This is a genomic window from Pseudomonas sp. PDM13 (assembly GCF_025685765.1).
Taxonomy (GTDB): domain Bacteria; phylum Pseudomonadota; class Gammaproteobacteria; order Pseudomonadales; family Pseudomonadaceae; genus Metapseudomonas; species Metapseudomonas solani.
Window position 1 is genome coordinate 73,928 of record NZ_JAOTQU010000016.1, and the last position, 18,108, is coordinate 92,035.

Here is an 18,108-nt window from a genome sequence, read left to right on the forward strand (position 1 = left end):
CGCTTCGAACGTGCCCTGCACTATTCGGACTCGGGGCCCCGCAAATTCTCGAACTGCGACATTCCATCCGGGATCAGGTTGCGCACGATCGCCGCGAAGTCCGCCGTGACCAGGGTCTTCGCACGCTTGAGCAGGATCGGCACCGGGCTCGATGGCTCCTGGCGCGCGTAGTACTCGAGGATGCGGTCCAGGGTCTTGAGCACGTCGTCGCGGTTGGTCACCTCGCCGGAGATGCGCGGCGTGGCACGGGCGCTCGGTGCGCTACCGCTGCTGCCGGCGTCGGTGGCGGTGTCGTCACCTGCCGCCGGCTCGTCGGCTACGGCGTCGTCGCCGGGGGCCTGGTCCTTGTGGATCTGCAGGGCGTGGCGCAGCAACTGCTTGAGGGCACCGAGGTCGGCGCTCTGGGCCGAGCCCACGCGATCGGAAAGGGTCGACTCGATGGTGGCCAGCGCGGACTGGGCATCGGTCAGGGCGTTGCGGGTGCTGGCGAGCAGCGCTTCATCGCTGTCGCGGAAGGCGCCCTGCAGCTGCTCGGGGGTCAGCGTTTCACTGGGGAAACGCTGCAGGTCGAGGGCGTTGAGGGCGGCACGCAGGCTCACCGAGCCAAAGGCCCGCGAGCTGGTCAGGCTGCTTTCGCGCAGCAGCTGGATCACCGGTTCCGCCGCCAGCCCGGTGAGGGCGTTGATGCGGAAGGTGGGGTCGTTGTCATCGTCGGCGTCGAGCTGCGGGTACAGGCCGTCCCAGTATTGGGTCAGCAGCTCGCGCACCAGGATCAGACCCTGGGCGAGACCCGGCAGCCCTTCGAGGGCGAGGGTGCTCTGCAGGAAATAGTTGGCGATGCGCAGGTCTTTGCTGCGTTGCAGCAGCTCACTGGAAAGCTCGCGGACATCACGCCAGACAGGGGGCTCGGCGGGGAGTACGGAGTCGCCCATCTGGCGCTCGGGTTGCCCTTGGGCAATACGTTCCAGTTCGAGATACGCAGCGTCGTATTCGAGGTCGTCGCCGCAAGGCGAATCAGCGGAAACAGGGGATAGCAAACGCGACACATCCACCACGGTGGGTGTTCTCCTTGTCAGGCCTCAGGGGGAGGGCAAGCTGTATTCAGAGTGAACGTACGGCCTGATCACAGTCCTTTGGATCAACGTTCCGATGACGCCAATTTCATGGCTTCACCCGCTGCAACTCTTTTCCATTCTTGGGGTCGTATTTCGCCCTTGTCAAGACAATCCCAGAGCACAAACGACAGATGTGCACCAGTCCACGCTAGCCTCTTTCAGCTGTCATTTTTGTCTTTTTTCGATCTAAGATATTTCGGCTAAAGCCATGCATATTTTCCGTTCGTCTATACGATGGGTGTATGGCAAAGGGCCACGTGCAGAACAGGGACCGGATCGAAGTTGCACGGCATCGAAGGGACTCGGTGCTCGCGTCCACAGTGAGAAGTGCAAGGAGTCGCAATGCCACTGCGTTTGACCATCACCAGTTATCACAAGCTGACGCCCGGACAACGTCCCGAGGTGGAGCTTGATCGTGGTGAGCTGAGGATTGGCCGCAGTGCCGATAATGATTGGGTGTTGCCGGATCCCGAGCGCCTCGTTTCCAGCCAGCATTGCACCATCCAGTTCCGCGACGGCACCTACTACCTGACCGACACCAGCACCAACGGCGTGATGCTCGCGCAGTCGGGCGTGCGCCTGCGTCGCGGTAACAGCGAGCCGCTGCTGGATGGCGAAATCCTCAAGCTCGGCGAGTACGAGATCCTCGTCCAGGTGCAGGGCATGAGCATGAACATGCAGCCCGCCAGCGCCGCGCCGATGAGCGGGGGAGGCGACCCCTTCAGCAGCTTCGATGCGCTGATGAGCCGGCAGACCTCCATGCCCTCCATTCCCGAGCCGATGGCGCCGCCGCCGGCTTCCATGGCCCACATCCAGGGTGGCGGTTCGCCGCTGGACACCAAGCCCGACCTGTTCGACTTCCTCAATCCGCCACCGGCTGCGGCACCGTCGATTCCCGATCACGTGCCCGCCGAGCGCCATGACTTCCGCCCGCCGACGCCGATCCCCAGTTTCGAGCCGACGCCAGCGCCGCCCGTGAGTGCACCTGCCGCATTCGCCGAGCCTGCAGGCGCCGCACCGGCGATCCCCGCCGACTGGGACCCCTTCGCCGACCTCGGCCTTACCAGCCCCGCGCCCCAGCACGCGCCGGCCGTTCCGGTGCCGATGCCCACGGCGGCGGCACCGCTGGAGCCGGCACCGGTAGCCGTCGAGCTGCCGGCGGACTTCTTCAGCAATCCGCCGCTTGGCCACGACTCCGCCGCCACTTCGATCCCGACGCCCATCCCCGATCCGCAGCCCATCGCCCAGCAGACCATCGCGCCGATGCCGCCCGCCATCGAAATGGCGCCAGCGGCGATCCCGGCGCCTGCCGTTGCCACGCCCGCACCGCCCGCGCTGACGCCCACTGCCCAGGCCACCCACGCCGCTGCGGTGTCCGCCCCGGCCACTCAGGCGCCGGCCCATGCACATGCACCGAGCGGCGACGACGGTGCGCTGATGGATGCCTTCCTGCGCGGCGCCGGTCTTGGCCAGCTGCGCATCGATCGCGCCGAAGCTGCTGCGCAGATGGAAGCCATCGGCCGCAGCTATCGTCTGATGGTGGAAGGGCTGGTGGATGTGCTGCGTGCGCGCTCCAGCCTCAAGGGCGAGTTCCGCATGGCGCAGACCATGATCCGACCGGTGGAGAACAACCCGCTCAAATTCGCCCCCAACGTCGACGAGGCCCTGTTGCTCCTGCTGCGCCACGGCAACGCCGCGTTCATGCCGCCGGACCAGGCCGTGGGCGAAAGCTTCGACGACCTCAAGGCCCACCAACTGGCAGTGATGGCCGGCGTGCAGGCGGCCATCAAGCACATTCTCAAACGCTTCGAGCCCTCGGTGCTGGAAGCGCGGCTGAACAAGCCCTCGGGGCTTTCGGCCTTGCTGCCGGGTTCCCGGCAGTCGCAATACTGGGAGCTGTTCACCGACCTCTACGCGAGCATCTCGCGGGAGGCCGAAGACGATTTCCAGGACCTTTTCGGGCGCGAATTCAGCCGCGCCTACGAGGAGCACAGCGCCAGACTTCGCGGGCATTGACCCCCGCAACCCCTTGGGTGCCAGGCAGTCGGCCCCGCGGATCAACAGCAGTCATTGAGGACGAATCGAAATGCCAAGGATTCTACTGGTAGCCGTAGTAGCGCTTCTGGGCGCATGTGCTTCCGAGCCACCGCCGCCACCACCGCCCACCGTGGTGCAGCTGCATATCGAAGCCTCCAGCGACGTCAACCCGGGTCCGGGCGGGCAGGGCGCACCCGTGCGCGTGCGGGTGTTCGAGCTCAAGAGCGCCACCGCCTTCAACCGTGCCGATTACTTCTCCCTGGTGGAGCAGTCGCAGGCCACCCTGTCCACCGACCTGGTCGCCCAGGACGAGTTGCTGGTCAAGCCCGGCGACAAGCAGATGCAGGAGCGCAAGCTGGACGACGCCACCCGCCAGTTCGGCATCGTCGTCGGCTACCGCGAGCTCGACAGCGCGGTCTGGCGTGACGTGATCACCGTGCCCCTGAACCAGACCAGCGCCTACAGCGTGAAATTCGGCGCCCACGCCATCAGCGTCTCGCCGGCTCCCATCGCCGAGCCGGCCAAATAGAAACGGAGAGTTCGTCCATGTCCTGGAACAACCGAGTGGTCTGGTCTGAGGGGATGTTCCTGCGTCCGCAGCATTTCCAGCAGCACGACCGCTACCTGGAGTCCCTGGTGGAAGGCCGCTGCCGAGCGCTGCAAGCCGGCGGCTGGGGTTTCTCCGAGCTGAAGATCGACGAGGCGCTGCTCACCCAGGGCAAGCTGGCCATCGTCTCGGCCCGTGGCGTGCTGCCCGACGGCACCCCCTTCGACATCCCCGGCGACGACGTGGCCCCGGTGCCGCTGGACGTCGAGGACAGCCTGCGTGACGGCATCATCTACCTGGCCTTGCCGCTCAAGCGCGCCGGTGCCCGCGACACGGTGGAGGAGGGCGAGGCCCTCGGCGGCGCTCGCTACCAGAGCAGCGTGCGCGAAGTACGCGACGACAACGCCCCCTTCGAAAGCCGCGCCCCCGTGTCCATCGGTGGCCGCGCCCTGCGCCTGCTCACCGCCCGTGACGGCCTCGGCGAATACGCCGCCGTCGGCGTGGTGCGGGTGGTGGAAAAGCGTGCCGACCGCTCCCTGGCGCTGGACGAAAGCTACATTCCGCCGCTGCTGGATGTGACCGCCTCGCAACCCCTGGCGGCCTTCCGCAGCGAACTGCTGGGCCTGTTGCACCAACGCGGCGAGGCCCTGGCCGGCCGCGTGGTCGCCTCCGGCGCCGGTGGCGCCTCGGAGATCGCCGACTTCCTCCTGCTGCAACTGGTCAACCGTGCCGAGCCCCTGGTCTCGCACCTGGCCAACATCACCCCGTTGCACCCGGAGTGGTTCTACCGCGAGGCGGTGAGCCTGGCCGGCGAGTTCTCCACCTTCTCCGCCAGCGGCCGTCGCCCGGCGGAATTCCCGGCCTATGAGCACGACGACCTGGCCACCACCTTCGCCCCGGTGATGCTCGCCCTGCGCCAGGCGCTGTCGATGGTCATCGACAGCCGCGCGGTGCCCATCCCCATCATCGAGAAAGCCTACGGCGTGCACGTGGCGATGCTCGCGGACAAGAGCCTGCTGGACAACTCGGCGTTCATCCTCGTGGTGCGTGCCGATGTGCCCGGCGAGTCGCTGCGTTCGCGCTTCCCGCAGCAGGCCAAGATCGGCTCCGTGGAGCACATCCGCGACCTGGTCAACCTGCAGCTGCCGGGTATCGCGCTGCTGCCGATGCCGGTGGCGCCACGGCAGATCCCGTACCACGCGGGCAGCACCTACTTCGAACTCGACCGCGGCAGCGACCACTGGAAGCAACTGGTGCATTCCGGCGGCTTCGCCTTCCACATCGCTGGCCAGTTCCCTGGCCTGAACCTGGCCTTCTGGGCCATCCGGAGTTAATTCGCGATGCATCCAATCGACGATCCCTTCGGCGGGCCGCCCGCCGGTGGTGGCAGCGGCGGCAACGGTAACGGCAACAACGACCGCACCATGATCATGCCGCGCCCCGGTGGCCGCGCCCCGGACCCGGCCGCGCCGCGCTACGACGCGCCCACGCCGCCGCCTGCCGGTCCGGCGCCCACCGGCCCGATGCTCACCGCGCGCGGCCAGGGCCTCAACCCCCTGGAAGCCGCCGCCGGGCCGATGCTGGCCTTGCTCACCCGCCTGCGCAACACCATCGCCCACCCGATGCCCGCCAGCCTGCGCGCGCAACTGCTGGGCTACCTGCGCCAGTTCGAAGAGAAGGCCCGTGCCGCCGGCATCGCCCAGGACGAGGTGATGCTCAGCCGCTACGTGCTCTGCACCGCGCTGGACGAAGCCGTGCTCAGCACCCCCTGGGGCAGCGGCAGCGACTGGAGCAAGCAGAGCCTGCTGATCACCCTGCACAACGAAGCCTGGGGTGGCGAGAAGGTCTTCCAGCTGCTCGACCATTGCCTGCAGAACCCGCGCCAGCGCCTCAACCTGCTGGAGCTCCTGTACCTGTGCATCAGCCTTGGTTTCGAAGGCCGCTACCGGGTGATGAACGATGGCCGCAGCCAGCTCGACGCCTTGCGCGAGCGCGTGGCCGGCACCATCCGCAGCACCCACGGCGAGATCGAGCGCGAGCTGTCGCCGCACTGGCGCGGCCTGGTGGTGGCGCGTGATCGCCTGCGCCAGTTCCTGCCGCCCTGGGTGGCCGTGGCCATCGGTGCCGCGCTGCTCCTGGCGCTGCTGTTCGGCATGCGCCTGAAGCTGGCCGCCGAGGCCGAACCGGTGTTCAAGAACCTGCATGCCCTGGGTGACGTCCCGGTGCAGACCATCGACCGCCCGCCGCAACAGCCGAAGATCGTCGAGCGCCCGCGCCTGGCCGGCTTCCTCGCCGAGGAGATCCGCCAGCAGAAGGTCGCGGTGGAAGACGCCGTCGACCGCTCGGTGGTGACCATCCGCGGCGACCAGCTGTTCGCCTCCGGCAGCGCCACCATTTCCGATGACTTCCAGCCGCTGCTGCTGCGCATCGCCGAGGCGATCCGCAAGGTGAAGGGCAATGTGCTGGTCACCGGCCACAGCGACAACCGGCCCATCGCCACGCTGCGCTACCCGTCCAACTGGAAGCTGTCCCAGGACCGCGCCCAGCAGGTGATGGACGTGCTCGCGGCCAAGAGCGGCCAGCCCGAGCGCTTCCGCGCCGAGGGTCGCAGCGACACCGAGCCGGTCGCATCCAATGACACCGCCGACGGCCGTTCGCGCAACCGTCGGGTGGAGATCACAGTCTTTGCGGAGGGCGTCGAGTGAAGGCGTTTTTCAGTTTCCTCGCCCGCTGGGTGATACCGGTGCTGGGCCTGATCGCCCTCAGCCTGGTGATCTGGTTCGTCGGCCCGCTGATCGCCATCGGCGACGTCGAGCCCCTGGCTTCGGCCACCGTGCGCTGGGTGCTCATCGGCCTGCTGTTCGCGGTGTGGATCGGCTGGTGCGTGCTGCGCATCATCCAGGCGCGCCGCAACGCCGCCAAGGTGATGCAGGGCCTGGTCGCCGTGGCACCGGATGCCGCCAGCGTCGCCACCAGCGAAGAGCTGGCCACCCTCAAGCAGCGCATGGACGAAGCCCTGGTCCTGCTCAAGCGCGCCAAGCTCGGCGGCAGTGAGCGGCGCAACCTCTATGAGCTGCCCTGGTACGTGATCATCGGCCCGCCGGGTTCGGGCAAGACCACCGCGCTGGTCAACTCCGGCCTCAACTTCCCCCTTGCCGAGCAGATGGGCAGCGGCGCCATCCGTGGCGTCGGCGGCACCCGCAACTGCGACTGGTGGTTCACCGACGAAGCCGTGCTGCTCGACACCGCCGGCCGCTACACCACCCAGGACAGCCACGCCCAGGTGGACAAGGCTGCCTGGCTGGGCTTCCTCGACCTGCTGAAGAACCAGCGCAAGCGCCGCCCCATTGACGGTGCCTTCGTGGCCATCAGCCTGTCCGACCTGCTGCTGGGCAGCGAAACCGAGCGTGCCGCCCACGCCCGCGCCATCCGCGCCCGGGTGCAGGAGCTCTATGCCCAGCTCGGCGTGCGCTTCCCCATCTACGTAATGCTCACCAAGCTCGACCTGGTGCCGGGCTTCATGGAGTTCTTCGATTCCCTGAGCAAGGAAGACCGCGCCCAGGTCTGGGGCATGACCTTCGCCCTCGACGACGGCAAGAGCGCCGAGGGCCCGCTGTCGGTGTTCGGCAACGAGTTCGCCCTGCTCGAACAGCGCCTCAACGACCGCCTGGTGGAACGCCTGCAGCAGGAACGCGACCCCGCGCGGCGCGACCTGATCTACGGCTTCCCGCAGCAGTTCGCGGCCCTGCGCGATGCGCTGTCCACCTTCCTCGACGGCGTGTTCAAGCCCAACCCCTATGAAGAGCGCGCGCTGCTGCGTGGCGTCTACTTCACCAGCGGCACCCAGGAAGGCAGCCCCATCGACCGCCTGATCGGCGCCATGGCGCAGAGCATGAACCTCGACCGCCAGCACCTGGCCCGCCAGACCGGCACCGGGCGCAGCTACTTCATCGAGCGCCTGTTCCGCGAAGTGGCCTTCGGCGAGCGCGGCCTGGTGGGGGCCAACCCCAAGGTCGAGCGCCAGCGCAAATGGATGGCCCGTGGCGTGCTCGCCGCGACGGCGATCCTGGTCCTGGGCATCGCCGCCATCTGGTTCGCCAGCTTCAGTGCCAACCGCAGCTACATCGCCGCCGTCGACGGCCGGGTCAAGCCGCTGCACGGTGAACTGCAGGGCCTGAGCCCGGCACAACGCGACGTGCTTGCGGTGCTGCCGCTGCTCAACGCCATCCGCAATGTGTCCGGCGATGCGCCGAGCTGGGCGGAAGGCTACGGCCTCTACCAGGGCGACATGCTCGGTGCCGAAGGCGCCAGCGTGTACCGCAAGCTGCTGATCGCGGTGATGGCGCCACGGGTCATGGCGCGGGTCGAAGAGCAACTGCGTGGCGGCGGCTCCTCGGACTTCCTCTACGAGGGCCTGAAGGCCTACCTGATGCTCGCCGACCCGGAACACTACGACGGCGACTTCATCAAGGCCTGGGTGGCGCTGGACTGGGACCGCAGCCTGCCGCGCGACCTGGTGCCCGAACAGCGCCAGGCGCTCAACGAGCACCTGGCCGCGCTCTACGACCGTGCGCCGCCAGCGGTGCGCCTGGACGACAACCTGGTGCAGGACACCCGTCGCCAGCTGCAGCAGCTGTCCATCGCCCAGCGCGTGTACGACCGCGTCAAACGCCAGAAGCTGCCCCAGGGCCTGCCGGACTTCCGCATCAGCGAAGCCGCCGGCCGCGACGCCGCCCTGGTGTTCTCGCGCAAGAGCGGCAAGCCGCTCAACGACCCGCTGTCGGGCTTCTTCACCCAGCGTGGCTACCGCGAAGTGTTCATGGTCTCCAGCCTGAGCCAGTCCGGCACCCTGGCCGAGGAGCAGTGGGTACTCGGCCGCACCATGGACGACACCCAGGACGCCGCCAGCCTGGCCCTGGAAGTGCGCCAGCTGTACTTCCAGGACTACCTGCGCCAGTGGGATGCGCTGCTGGCCGATATCGACTTCGTCGCCATCACCAGCACCGCCCAGGCCGCCGACGTGCTGCGCGTGCTCTCCGGCCCGCAGTCGCCGCTGAAGAAGCTGCTCGAAGCGGTGGCCAAGGAAACCGACCTGCAGAAGGAAGAGCGCCTGGCCGCCGAGAAGCTCAAGGGCACCAGCGACACCGTCGGCAAGCTCAAGGATCGCCTCGGCTCCCTGGTGGGGCAGGGTGGCGACGCCCCGCAGGAGCAGCAGGCGCCGAGCGAGGACCCGATCACTTCGCACTTCGCCGAGCTCAACAGCCTGGTGGCCAAGAACGACAACGAACCGGCGGCCATCGACGGCCTGCTGGCGGACATGAACGCCCTCTACGTGCAGATCAGCGCCATGAGCGGTGCCAGCGGCGACGCCCTGCTGGGTGAAGCGAAGAACCAGGCCCAGGCCGCTGCCCAGCGCGTCAGCCTCGGTGCCGAGCGCCAGCCGCCGCTGGTCCAGGGGCTGGTCAAGTCCGTGGTCAGTGCCACCACCAGCACCATGATGGGCGGCATCCGCAACCAGTTGAACGCCGCCTGGACGGCCGAAGTGGTCAACGTCTACCGCCAGTCCCTGGCCGGCCGCTACCCGCTGGATCGCAACAGCACCCGCGACGCCACCCTGGACGACTTCGGCGCCTTCTTCGGCGTCGGCGGGGTGATGGACAGCTACTTCCGCAAGTACCTGCAGCCCTACGTCGACACCTCCGCCACCACCTGGCGCTGGCAGCCGGGCGCGGCGGAGAAGCTCGGCATCGGCTCCGGCGTGCTGGGCACCTTCCAGCGTGCCGCGCAGATCCGCGACGCCTTCTTCCGCTCCGGCAACACCACGCCCATGGTGCGCTTCGAGCTGAAGGCGGTGGCCATGGATGCCGCCATCGACCAGTTCCAGCTCGACCTGGACGGCCAGCAGTTCAGCTATGACCACGGCCCCAGCCGGCCGGTGGCCATGCAGTGGCCGAGCCCCAACAGCCTGGGCGTGGTGCGCCTGACCATCTCGCCGCCATCCTCCAGCGGCCGTTCGGCCATCACCATGGAAGGCCCCTGGGCCTGGTTCCGCCTGCTCGACCAGTCGGACCTGACCCAAGGCAACGCGCCGGACCGCTTCACCCTGCGCATGCGCGTGGACAACGCCAGCATCTCCAGCGAGCTGCGCGCCAGCAGTGCCTTCAACCCGTTCCGCAGCCGTGTGGTCAGCGGCTTCGGCCTGCCGGAGCGCCTATGACGACGGCGGGCTTCTACGGCAAGCTCGCCGGCCGCGGCGACTTCATCCATCGCGGCCTGCCACCGGCCTTCATCGAGGCCTGGGACCAATGGCTGGCCGCCGGCATGGCGCAGAGCCAGGCCGAGCTGGGCGCTGCCTGGCTGGATGCTTACCTGGTCAGCCCGCTGTGGCGGTTCGCGATCGCGCCCAACCTGCTAGGCGGTGACGCCGTGGTCGGCGTGGTGATGCCCAGCATCGACCGGGTCGGCCGCTACTTCCCGCTGGCCATCGCCGTGCTGCTGGACGAGCGCACCAACCTCGGTGCCATCGTCGGCGGTGCCGATGACTGGTTCGACCGTGCCGAAGCCTTGCTGCTGTCCACCCTGGAGCCGGAGGCGGATTTCGACGCCTTCGAAGCCGGGGTGCAGGGGCTCGGCTCGCCGCTGGTGACCACGCGCCATGACGCGCGGCTCAGCGAGGTGGGGGCGTTGCGTTACGCGGTGCAGGGCGGCGAGTCGCGACAGGCGGTACTGGCGCAGATCGCCAGCGACGGCTGCAGTTTCTGGTGGGGGCATGGTTCAGAGCGTGTCGCGGCCGAGCTGGTGAGATTCCAGGGCTTGCCGCCGACGCGGTATTTCAGCCGCTTCCTGGTGGGCGAGGGCGCCGTAGAGCAGCCCGCCGGCATCGGGCAGATCGATTTCGGGAGCCTGTGATGCCACTGCCTCCGGTTGCGCAATACCGCTCGGCCAGCCACAGCCACGTCGGCATGGTCCGCCAGGTCAATGAAGACGCCTGCCTGGATGCCGGCGACAACGGCCTCTGGGTGGTCGCCGACGGCATGGGCGGCCACGCCGCCGGTGACTACGTCAGCAACCTGATCGTCGATACCCTTCGCGGCGTGCAATACGGCGACGGGCTCGATGCCTATGTCGACGCCTTGCGCGCGGCGCTGATACACGTCAACACCCTGGTCCGTGCGGAGACCCAGCATCGCGGGGTGAGCACCATGGGCAGCACGGTGGTGCTGCTGGCTGCGCGGGGCAGCGAGGGGACCTGCCTGTGGGCCGGTGACAGCCGCCTTTATCGCCTGCGCGAGGGCAAGCTGGAACCCATCAGCCGCGACCACAGCTACGTGCAGGAACTGGTGGACAGCCACCTGCTCAGCGAGGCCGAGGCCAAGGTGCATCCCATGGCCAACATCGTCACCCGTGCGGTAGGGGTCCAGGATGACCTGGACGTGGAAGAAACGAGGTTCGTGGTGCTGCCCGGCGACAGCTTCCTGCTGTGCAGCGACGGTCTGAACAAGACCGCCGAAGACCACGAACTGTGTGAAGTGCTGGGCCACGAGGACCCCTATCAGGTGGTTCGCAGCCTGGTGCATCTGGGCTTGACCCGGGGCGCGCCGGACAACATCACGGCGGTAGTCGTCAAAGCATCCTGAAAAAGAAAAAAAGACCAGCATGGACATAGAAATTCCGGGGTATGAAATCGAGCGCGAGCTGGGCGACGGCGCGATGGCCGTGGTCTACCTGGCCACCCAGCGTTCGCTGGAGCGCAAGGTCGCGCTGAAGGTGATGGCCGCGGCGCTCGCCGCCGACGCCAGCTTCTGCGAACGCTTCCTGCGCGAGGGCAAGACCCTGGCGCGGCTGTCGCATCCGCACACCGTCACCATCCACGACATCGGCAACGTCGGCAGCCTGTACTACATGGCCATGGAGTACCTGCCCAACGGCACGCTGAAGGAGCGCATCAACGCCGGCCTCAGCCCCGAGCAGGGCCTGGTCTGGCTGCGCCAGATCGCCTCGGCGCTGGGCTACGCCCACGCCCAGGGCCTGGTGCACCGTGACGTCAAGCCGGCCAACATCCTGTTCCGCGCCGACGGCGGCGCGGTGCTCTCGGACTTCGGCATCGCCAAGGCGCTGGACGACCGCACCCAGTTCACCCAGGCCGGCTTCGCCGTCGGCACCCCCAGCTACATGAGCCCCGAGCAGGCGCGCGGCCTGGAGATCGACGGCCGCGCCGACCTCTACGCCCTGGGCGTGGTGCTCTATGAAATCCTCACCGGCAAGCTGCCCTATGTCGGCTCGGACTCGCTGTCCACCGCCCTGGCGCACCTCACCGAGCCGCTGCCGGAGCTGCCCATCAGCCAGGGCCGCTACCAGGAGATCCTCACCCGCCTGCTGGCCAAGGACCCCAAGGACCGCTACCCGGACGCCGCCGCGCTGATCGCCGCCCTCGACCGCCTGCCGGCCCTGCCCGCAGCGGCCCCGGCGGACGACGACGGCGCCACCCAGTTCCGCCCCCTCGGCCTGCCGCCGACGCCGCCCGCCGCGCAGACCGGCAGCGGCATGACCGGGCTGACCCCGGTCTCGGTGACCATGCCGCCCCTGGACGCCCCCGCGCCGCCGACACAGGTGCCGCCACCGGCGACACCCCCGGTCACGCCGCCCAAGAAGGGCAAGCGCGCCTCGGTGCTGGACACCGAACTCAGCGCCGCTGCCGCCCAGCCGTCCAGTGGCCCCAACCGCGCACCGCTGATCGCCGCCGCCGGCCTGGCCGTGCTCGGCCTCGCCGGTATCGGCGGCGGTGCCTACTGGTGGCTGAACCAGTCGCCAGCCAAGCCCGACACCACCCAGGTCGACGGTGGCCAGGTCGATGGCGGTGCCACCGACACCACCGGCGGCGAAGGCGACAAGCCGGCAGACAGCGGTTCCAGCGCCGACGCCAAGCCCGTGGGCAACCAGGACGGCGGCAGCCGGCCGTTGATCATGGCCGGCAAGAAAACCCTCTTCGAACGCGTGCTGAGCAAGCCCGGTGCGCGCTTTGCCAGCGCCGCCGGCGCCCAGGCTGATGGCGCGCCGGTGCCGGCGTTCTCGGTGTTCTACGTGTACGCGCGCAAGGTCGTGGGCGGTACGCCCTGGGTGGAAGTGGGCGCCTCCAGCGATGGCCACCGCGATGGCTGGCTGCCCCTGGACAAGCTCAGCGACTGGAAGCAGAGCCTGGTGCTGAAGTTCACCGAACGTTCCGGCCGCTCGCCGGTGATGTTCCTGCGTGACCCGGACCAGGTCGAGCTGTTCCTCGCCGACTCCAACAAGGCGCGCAACGCCGTGCACCAGGCCCAGTTCGGCGACAGCAGCGACCCCGAGATCGTCGCCATCGAACCGGCCGCCAGTGCTATTCCCCAGGACCAGTTCTACCTGCTGCCGATCTTCGATTCCCGCGAGAGCTTCGACGCCAGCGGCCAGCCGGTGCAGCTGCTCAACGTCGCCTCCATCGACCCGGGCGATACGCCGCAGATCAGGGGCGAGGGCAATGTCCCGGCGGCGAAGACCGACGCCTTCCGCACCGCCATCGTGCTGGTGGTGGACACCTCGGTGTCCATGCAGCCGTACATCGACCGCGTGCGCGACGTGGTGCACGAGCTGCACAACCAGATCGCCGCCCGTGGCGAGCTGGACAGCGTCAGCTTCGGCATGGTCGGTTTCCGCAGCAACACCGACAAGACGCCGGGCCTGGAGTACACCGCCAAGACCCTGGTGAGCCTGGACGAGGGGCGCAATCCGGACCAGTTCCTGCAACTGGCGCAGCAGGTCAAGGCCACCAACGTGTCCAGCCACGACTTCAACGAGGACGCCTTCGCCGGCGTCATGGAAGCGGTCGACGGCATGGACTGGAGCGGCTACGGCGGGCGCCTGATCCTGCTGGTCAGCGATGCCGGCGCCCTGCGCAAGAACGACCCGCTGGGCCGTACCCAGATGAACGAGGCCGAGGTCCGCGAGGCGGCGCTGCGCAAGCAGATCAAGATCTACGCCCTGCACCTGAAGACCGATGCCGGCAAGAAGAACCACGGCTTCGCCGAGCAGCAGTACCGCAGCCTCACCGCCGACGCCAACCCGCAGATCGGTGACCTGTACATCCCGGTCGCCGGCGGCGACGTGAAGAAGTTCGGCGACAGCATTGGCGAGATCGGCAACGTCTTCGCCGACCTGGTGCACCAGGTGCGCAGCGACGCGCCCCTGCAGGCGCCGGCGGCGGGCAACAGCATCGCCGCCAAGTCCGCCGCCATCGGCTATGCGATGCACATGGACTTCCTCGGCCACAAGTCCCAGGCCCGTGCACCGCAGCTGGTGACCGCCTGGACCTCCGACCGCGACCTGACCAACCCGCAGCTGCCGGCCTTCCAGGTCTGCGTGCTGCTGACCAAGCTGCAGCTCAACGACCTGCAACAGTCGCTGAAGGTGATAGTGGACGCCGCGCGTCGCACCCAGAGCTCGCCCAAGGACTTCTTCCAGGAGATCGCCAGTGCCAGTGCCCACATGGCCCGCGACCCCTCGAAGCTGGCCCGTGGCAGCAACCTGGCGGAGAGCGGCATCCTCGGCGAGTACCTGGAAGGGCTGCCGTACCGCAGCAAGTCGCTGAACATGAACCAGGACCTGTGGCTGTCGCTGTCGGTGGCCGAGCAGGAGGACTTCATCGACGAGCTGGACTCGAAGATCCGCCTCTACGAAACCTTCCACAACGACACCGCCAACTGGGTGCGCTTCGGCGACGCGGCGCCCGGTGACGCCCTCTACCGCGTGCCGCTGTCGACGCTGCCCTGATGCTCAGGCTTCGCGACCTGCGCAAGACGCGGGGGCAGGGCGCCCAGCGCTACAGCCTGGAAATCCCCAGGCTGGACCTGCGCGCCGGGCAACGCCTGGCCCTGGTCGGCCCCAGCGGCAGTGGCAAGAGCACGGTGCTGGACCTGCTCGCACTGATCCTCTCGCCGGATGCCGGCGGGGTGATGGAGTGCGAGCTGGACGGCCGCGTGCGCGATGTTACCGCGCTCTGGCGGCAGGGTCGCAACGACGAACTGGCGGCCCTGCGCGGCCGTGGCATCGGCTATGTGCTGCAGACCGGTGGCCTGCTGGGTTATCTCGATGTGGCCGGCAACATCGGCCTGTCCCGCGCACTGCTGGGCATGCCCGACGATGACACGGTGCGCCACCTGGCGACCCACCTGGAAATCGCCGACCAGCTCGGCAAACGCCCGTCGGCGCTCTCGGTGGGGCAACGCCAGCGCGTCGGCATCGCCCGCGCCCTGGCCCACCGCCCGCGCCTGCTGCTGGCCGACGAGCCCACTGCGTCCCTCGACCCGATCAACGCCGAGCGGGTGATGCAGCTGCTGGTGGAACAGGCCCGCGCCCATGACCTGTGCCTGGTGGTGGCGACCCACGACCAGGCCCTGGCCGCCCGCGCCGGCCTCACCCCCTTGCCCCTGGCACTGCAACGCGGCGTCGACGGCGGCGTCACCGCCACCCTGGCGGAGGCCGGCTGATGCGCAAGGGGCTGCTCGCCACGCTGGCCTGGCACGACTACCGCAACGAGGCGCGGCTCTCGGCCTGTGCGGTGCTCGCGCTGGTGGCCGTGGTTGCACCGCTGCTGGTGCTCTTCGGCCTCAAGCACGGCCTGGTCAGCACCCTGACCGAGCGCCTGGAGCGCGACCCCGCCGTGCGCGAGGTGATCCCCCTGGGCGGTGCCCGCTACAACCTGGACAGCATCGCCGAGCTGGCCGCGCGCCCCGAAGTGGCCTTCGTGGTGCCGCGTACCCGGCAGATCGCCGCCACCGTGGACCTGCACGCCGACGGCGGCAGCCAGCCACTGACCGTGGAGATGGTGCCCACCGCCGAGGGCGACCCCCTGGTGCCGGCCGAGCAGCTGCCCCGGGGCAGCGGCGAGGTGGTGCTCAGCCAGCGCGCCGCCGAGCGCCTGGGCGTGAAGGTGGGCGACGAGCTCACCGCCGCCTTCGGCCGCTCGGTTTCCGGCACGCCCGAATACCAGCGCACCCGCGTGAAGGTGAAGGCGGTGCTGCCCCTGGAGGTCTTCCAGCGCCAGGCCCTGTTCGCCCGCCTGGACCTGCTGGAAGCGGTGGAGGACTACCGCGACGGCCTGGCCGTGGAGCGCTTTGGCTGGCCGGGCCGCGAAGCCGCCGGCACACGGGCGCGGGTCTACCCCGGCTTCCGCCTCTATGCCCGCGACCTCGATGCCGTGGAGACCCTGCGCCTGCACTTCGCCGAACACGACCAGGAAGTCGCCACCCAGGCCGAAGCCATCGCCCAGGTGCGTTCATTGAGCCGCAACCTCACCCTGGTGTTCTGGATCATCGCCGGGCTGGCCCTGGCCGGCGCCTTCGCCGCCATGGCCGCCAGTACCCTGGCGGCGGTGGAGCGCAAGCGCCGCGAACTTTCGGTGCTGCGTTTGCTGGGCTTCTCTACCGCCGCACTGGTCGGCTTCGTGGTGCTGCAGGCGCTCTACACCGGCACCTTCAGCCTGGCCCTGGCGGGCGTGCTGTACCTCGCCGCCGAGACCGGGCTCAACCAATTGTTCCAGTCGGCGGCGGGCGAATACGCCTGCCGTCTGCTGTTCTCCCATTACCTGCTGGCGTTGCTGGCGACCCTGGCCTGCAGCGCATTGGCTGCGGCCACCGGTGGCTGGCGTGCGGCCCGAATCGAAGCTTCGGAAGGATTACGTGATGTTTAAGTTGCTGACAGTCGCATTCTCACTGTCCCTGGCGGTGGCCTCGGCGCACGCCGACCCGGACCCGCTGTACAACCCCAAGCCGCTGCCGGACGACGTCAGCCTGCCGCTGCCCTGCGACGGCGAGATGGTCTTCCGCTACGTCTACGTGCTGGCCAAGGGCACCCTGGACGACCGCGAAGTGAGCCTCGGCTACCCCTTCAGCGAGAGTGAGACCGGCTACCAGCAGTCGTTCATCTCCGGTTATCGCCGCGACTACATCAACGGCCAGTTCACCCTGTCCGACCTGTCCAAGGACTGGCAGGCCAAGCTCGGCGGCAGCCTGCCGAAGCCGGAGAAGGGCACGCCACTGAAGCCGATGCTGTACTTCGTCGGCAAGTACGAAGTGACCCAGCGCCAGTACGACCTGGTGATGGCCCAGGCGGCCTCCCTGGCCGGTCAGGGCGAGGCGCCGGCCTGCGAGCCGGCACCGGCTGGCATGGCTTCGCGCCTGCCCAAGGTCAAGCTGTCGCGCTTCGAGGCCGAGCGCTTCGGCGCGGTGTACAGCGCCTGGCTGTTGAAGAACCACCGCGACCTGCTGCCCATCAGCGGGCGTGGCAGCAAGGCCGAGGACGGCGGCGTCGGTTTCGTGCGCCTGCCCACCGAAGTGGAATGGGAGTTCGCCGCCCGTGGCGCCCATGCGGTGAGCCGCCAGGAGCTGGAAGCACGGCTGTTCCCGCGCAAGCAGGAAGGCGCCGAGGGTGACGGCCCGCTGGGCGACTGGGCGGTGTACAACCAGGTCGCCGGTGGCACCGGCCAGGCCGCGCGCCTGCTGCCCATCGGCCTGAAGAAGCCCAACCCCATCGGCCTGTTCGACGTCATCGGCAACGCCGCCGAGATGGTCCAGGAATCCTTCCAGCTGGTGCACGCCGGGCGTCGCCAGGGCACCTATGGCGGATTCGTGGTTAAGGGCGGCAACTACCTGGAAGGGGAGATGACCCTGTTCACCGGCATGCGTCGCGAGTACCCGCTGTTCGCCGCCGACGGCACCGAGCAGCAGAACGAGACCACCGGCTTCCGTGTCGCCATCGGCGCGCTGTCGGCGCCGCGCTCGCGCTACAAGGACCTGTTCGAGCAGTGGAAGGCCGAAGGCCGCGCCTCCTCGCTCACCGATGAGATCGCCGATGACCAGGACCCGACTCAGTTGCTCGACAGCATCATCGCCGGCAGCACCGACACCGAGTTGCAGGGGCGCCTGGCGCTGGTCAACGAGGAGCTCAAGCGCAACATTTCGCTGATCGCCAAGCAGCGTGAAGAGGCGGCGGGCAACCTGATCCAGTCCGCTGCACTGGTGGCCGAGACCATCAACAACTACAACATCCGCCTGACCAACCTGAAGAAGAGCCGTGACCAGGCGAAGACCGCCAAGGACGAAGCCTCGGTCAAGCTTTACGAGAGTGCGATGGCCAACGGTAAAACGGCACTCGACGGCGCCGTGGCGATCTATATTGACAACCTGGCGACCGGTACTCGCTATACCGATGCGGTGATCCAGGCGCAGTTCCAGCGGACCAAAGAAGAACTCAATCGCAACCCGGTGCTGGGCAAGAGTCTCGTGACGCGCGCCACGCTTTTCGTCAAGCATGTGGGCGAGTATCGTCAGCAGCGCAGGGCGGACCCGGAAGCGATTCTGAAAGAACTGCTCGGCCCCTGAGGCC

The 18,108-nt window shown here is 68.4% G+C and carries 12 protein-coding genes; 11 read left to right on the forward strand and 1 reads right to left on the reverse strand.

Translation table 11 applies throughout. From position 1 onward, the window contains the following. Positions 1-20: 20 nt before the first annotated feature. On the reverse strand, positions 21-1,055 hold the full coding sequence (tssA, locus tag OEJ36_RS17330; protein ID WP_263402564.1) for a type VI secretion system protein TssA: 1,035 nt from the start codon (positions 1,053-1,055) through the stop codon (positions 21-23). Positions 1,056-1,457: 402 nt separating this feature from the next. Between tssA and tagH the strand changes: the two genes are divergently transcribed. The 11 genes from tagH to OEJ36_RS17385 all read left to right on the forward strand — a co-directional run bounded on the left by tagH (position 1,458) and on the right by OEJ36_RS17385 (position 18,104). After that, positions 1,458-3,131: a type VI secretion system-associated FHA domain protein TagH gene (gene tagH, locus OEJ36_RS17335; RefSeq protein ID WP_263402565.1), complete on the forward strand. Its 1,674-nt coding sequence runs from the start codon at positions 1,458-1,460 to the stop codon at positions 3,129-3,131. 70 nt (positions 3,132-3,201) lie between these two features. Then, complete coding sequence (gene tssJ / locus OEJ36_RS17340) at positions 3,202-3,681, forward strand: type VI secretion system lipoprotein TssJ (RefSeq protein WP_031287028.1); 480 nt, start codon at positions 3,202-3,204, stop codon at positions 3,679-3,681. A gap of 17 nt (positions 3,682-3,698) precedes the next feature. Further along, positions 3,699-5,033, forward strand: coding sequence for a type VI secretion system baseplate subunit TssK (gene tssK / locus OEJ36_RS17345; protein WP_263402566.1), 1,335 nt, complete (start codon positions 3,699-3,701; stop codon positions 5,031-5,033). A gap of 6 nt (positions 5,034-5,039) precedes the next feature. Further along, positions 5,040-6,404, forward strand: a complete 1,365-nt coding sequence (locus OEJ36_RS17350) for a DotU family type VI secretion system protein (protein ID WP_263402567.1) — start codon at positions 5,040-5,042, stop codon at positions 6,402-6,404. Next, entirely contained in the window at positions 6,401-9,916 is a 3,516-nt protein-coding gene (tssM, locus tag OEJ36_RS17355; protein WP_263402568.1) for a type VI secretion system membrane subunit TssM, read from the forward strand. The genes OEJ36_RS17350 and tssM overlap by 4 nt, the downstream gene beginning before the upstream one ends. After that, the gene (tagF, locus tag OEJ36_RS17360) at positions 9,913-10,608 is read left to right on the forward strand and encodes a type VI secretion system-associated protein TagF (protein WP_043247245.1); all 696 of its coding nucleotides are present in this window, start codon (positions 9,913-9,915) and stop codon (positions 10,606-10,608) included. The genes tssM and tagF overlap by 4 nt, the downstream gene beginning before the upstream one ends. Then, positions 10,608-11,336 (forward strand): PP2C family protein-serine/threonine phosphatase, encoded by a 729-nt coding sequence (locus OEJ36_RS17365; RefSeq protein WP_021217498.1) that lies wholly within the window; start codon positions 10,608-10,610, stop codon positions 11,334-11,336. The genes tagF and OEJ36_RS17365 overlap by 1 nt, the downstream gene beginning before the upstream one ends. 19 nt (positions 11,337-11,355) lie before the next feature. After that, complete coding sequence (locus tag OEJ36_RS17370; RefSeq protein ID WP_263402569.1) at positions 11,356-14,496, forward strand: serine/threonine-protein kinase; 3,141 nt, start codon at positions 11,356-11,358, stop codon at positions 14,494-14,496. Continuing rightward, positions 14,496-15,212, forward strand: a complete 717-nt coding sequence (locus OEJ36_RS17375) for an ABC transporter ATP-binding protein (RefSeq protein ID WP_184490496.1) — start codon at positions 14,496-14,498, stop codon at positions 15,210-15,212. The genes OEJ36_RS17370 and OEJ36_RS17375 overlap by 1 nt, the downstream gene beginning before the upstream one ends. Beyond that, entirely contained in the window at positions 15,212-16,414 is a 1,203-nt protein-coding gene (locus OEJ36_RS17380) for an FtsX-like permease family protein (RefSeq protein ID WP_263402570.1), read from the forward strand. The genes OEJ36_RS17375 and OEJ36_RS17380 overlap by 1 nt, the downstream gene beginning before the upstream one ends. Continuing rightward, positions 16,407-18,104, forward strand: coding sequence for a formylglycine-generating enzyme family protein (locus OEJ36_RS17385; protein WP_263402571.1), 1,698 nt, complete (start codon positions 16,407-16,409; stop codon positions 18,102-18,104). Before OEJ36_RS17380 ends, OEJ36_RS17385 begins: the two co-directional genes overlap by 8 nt. Positions 18,105-18,108: the final 4 nt, after the last annotated feature.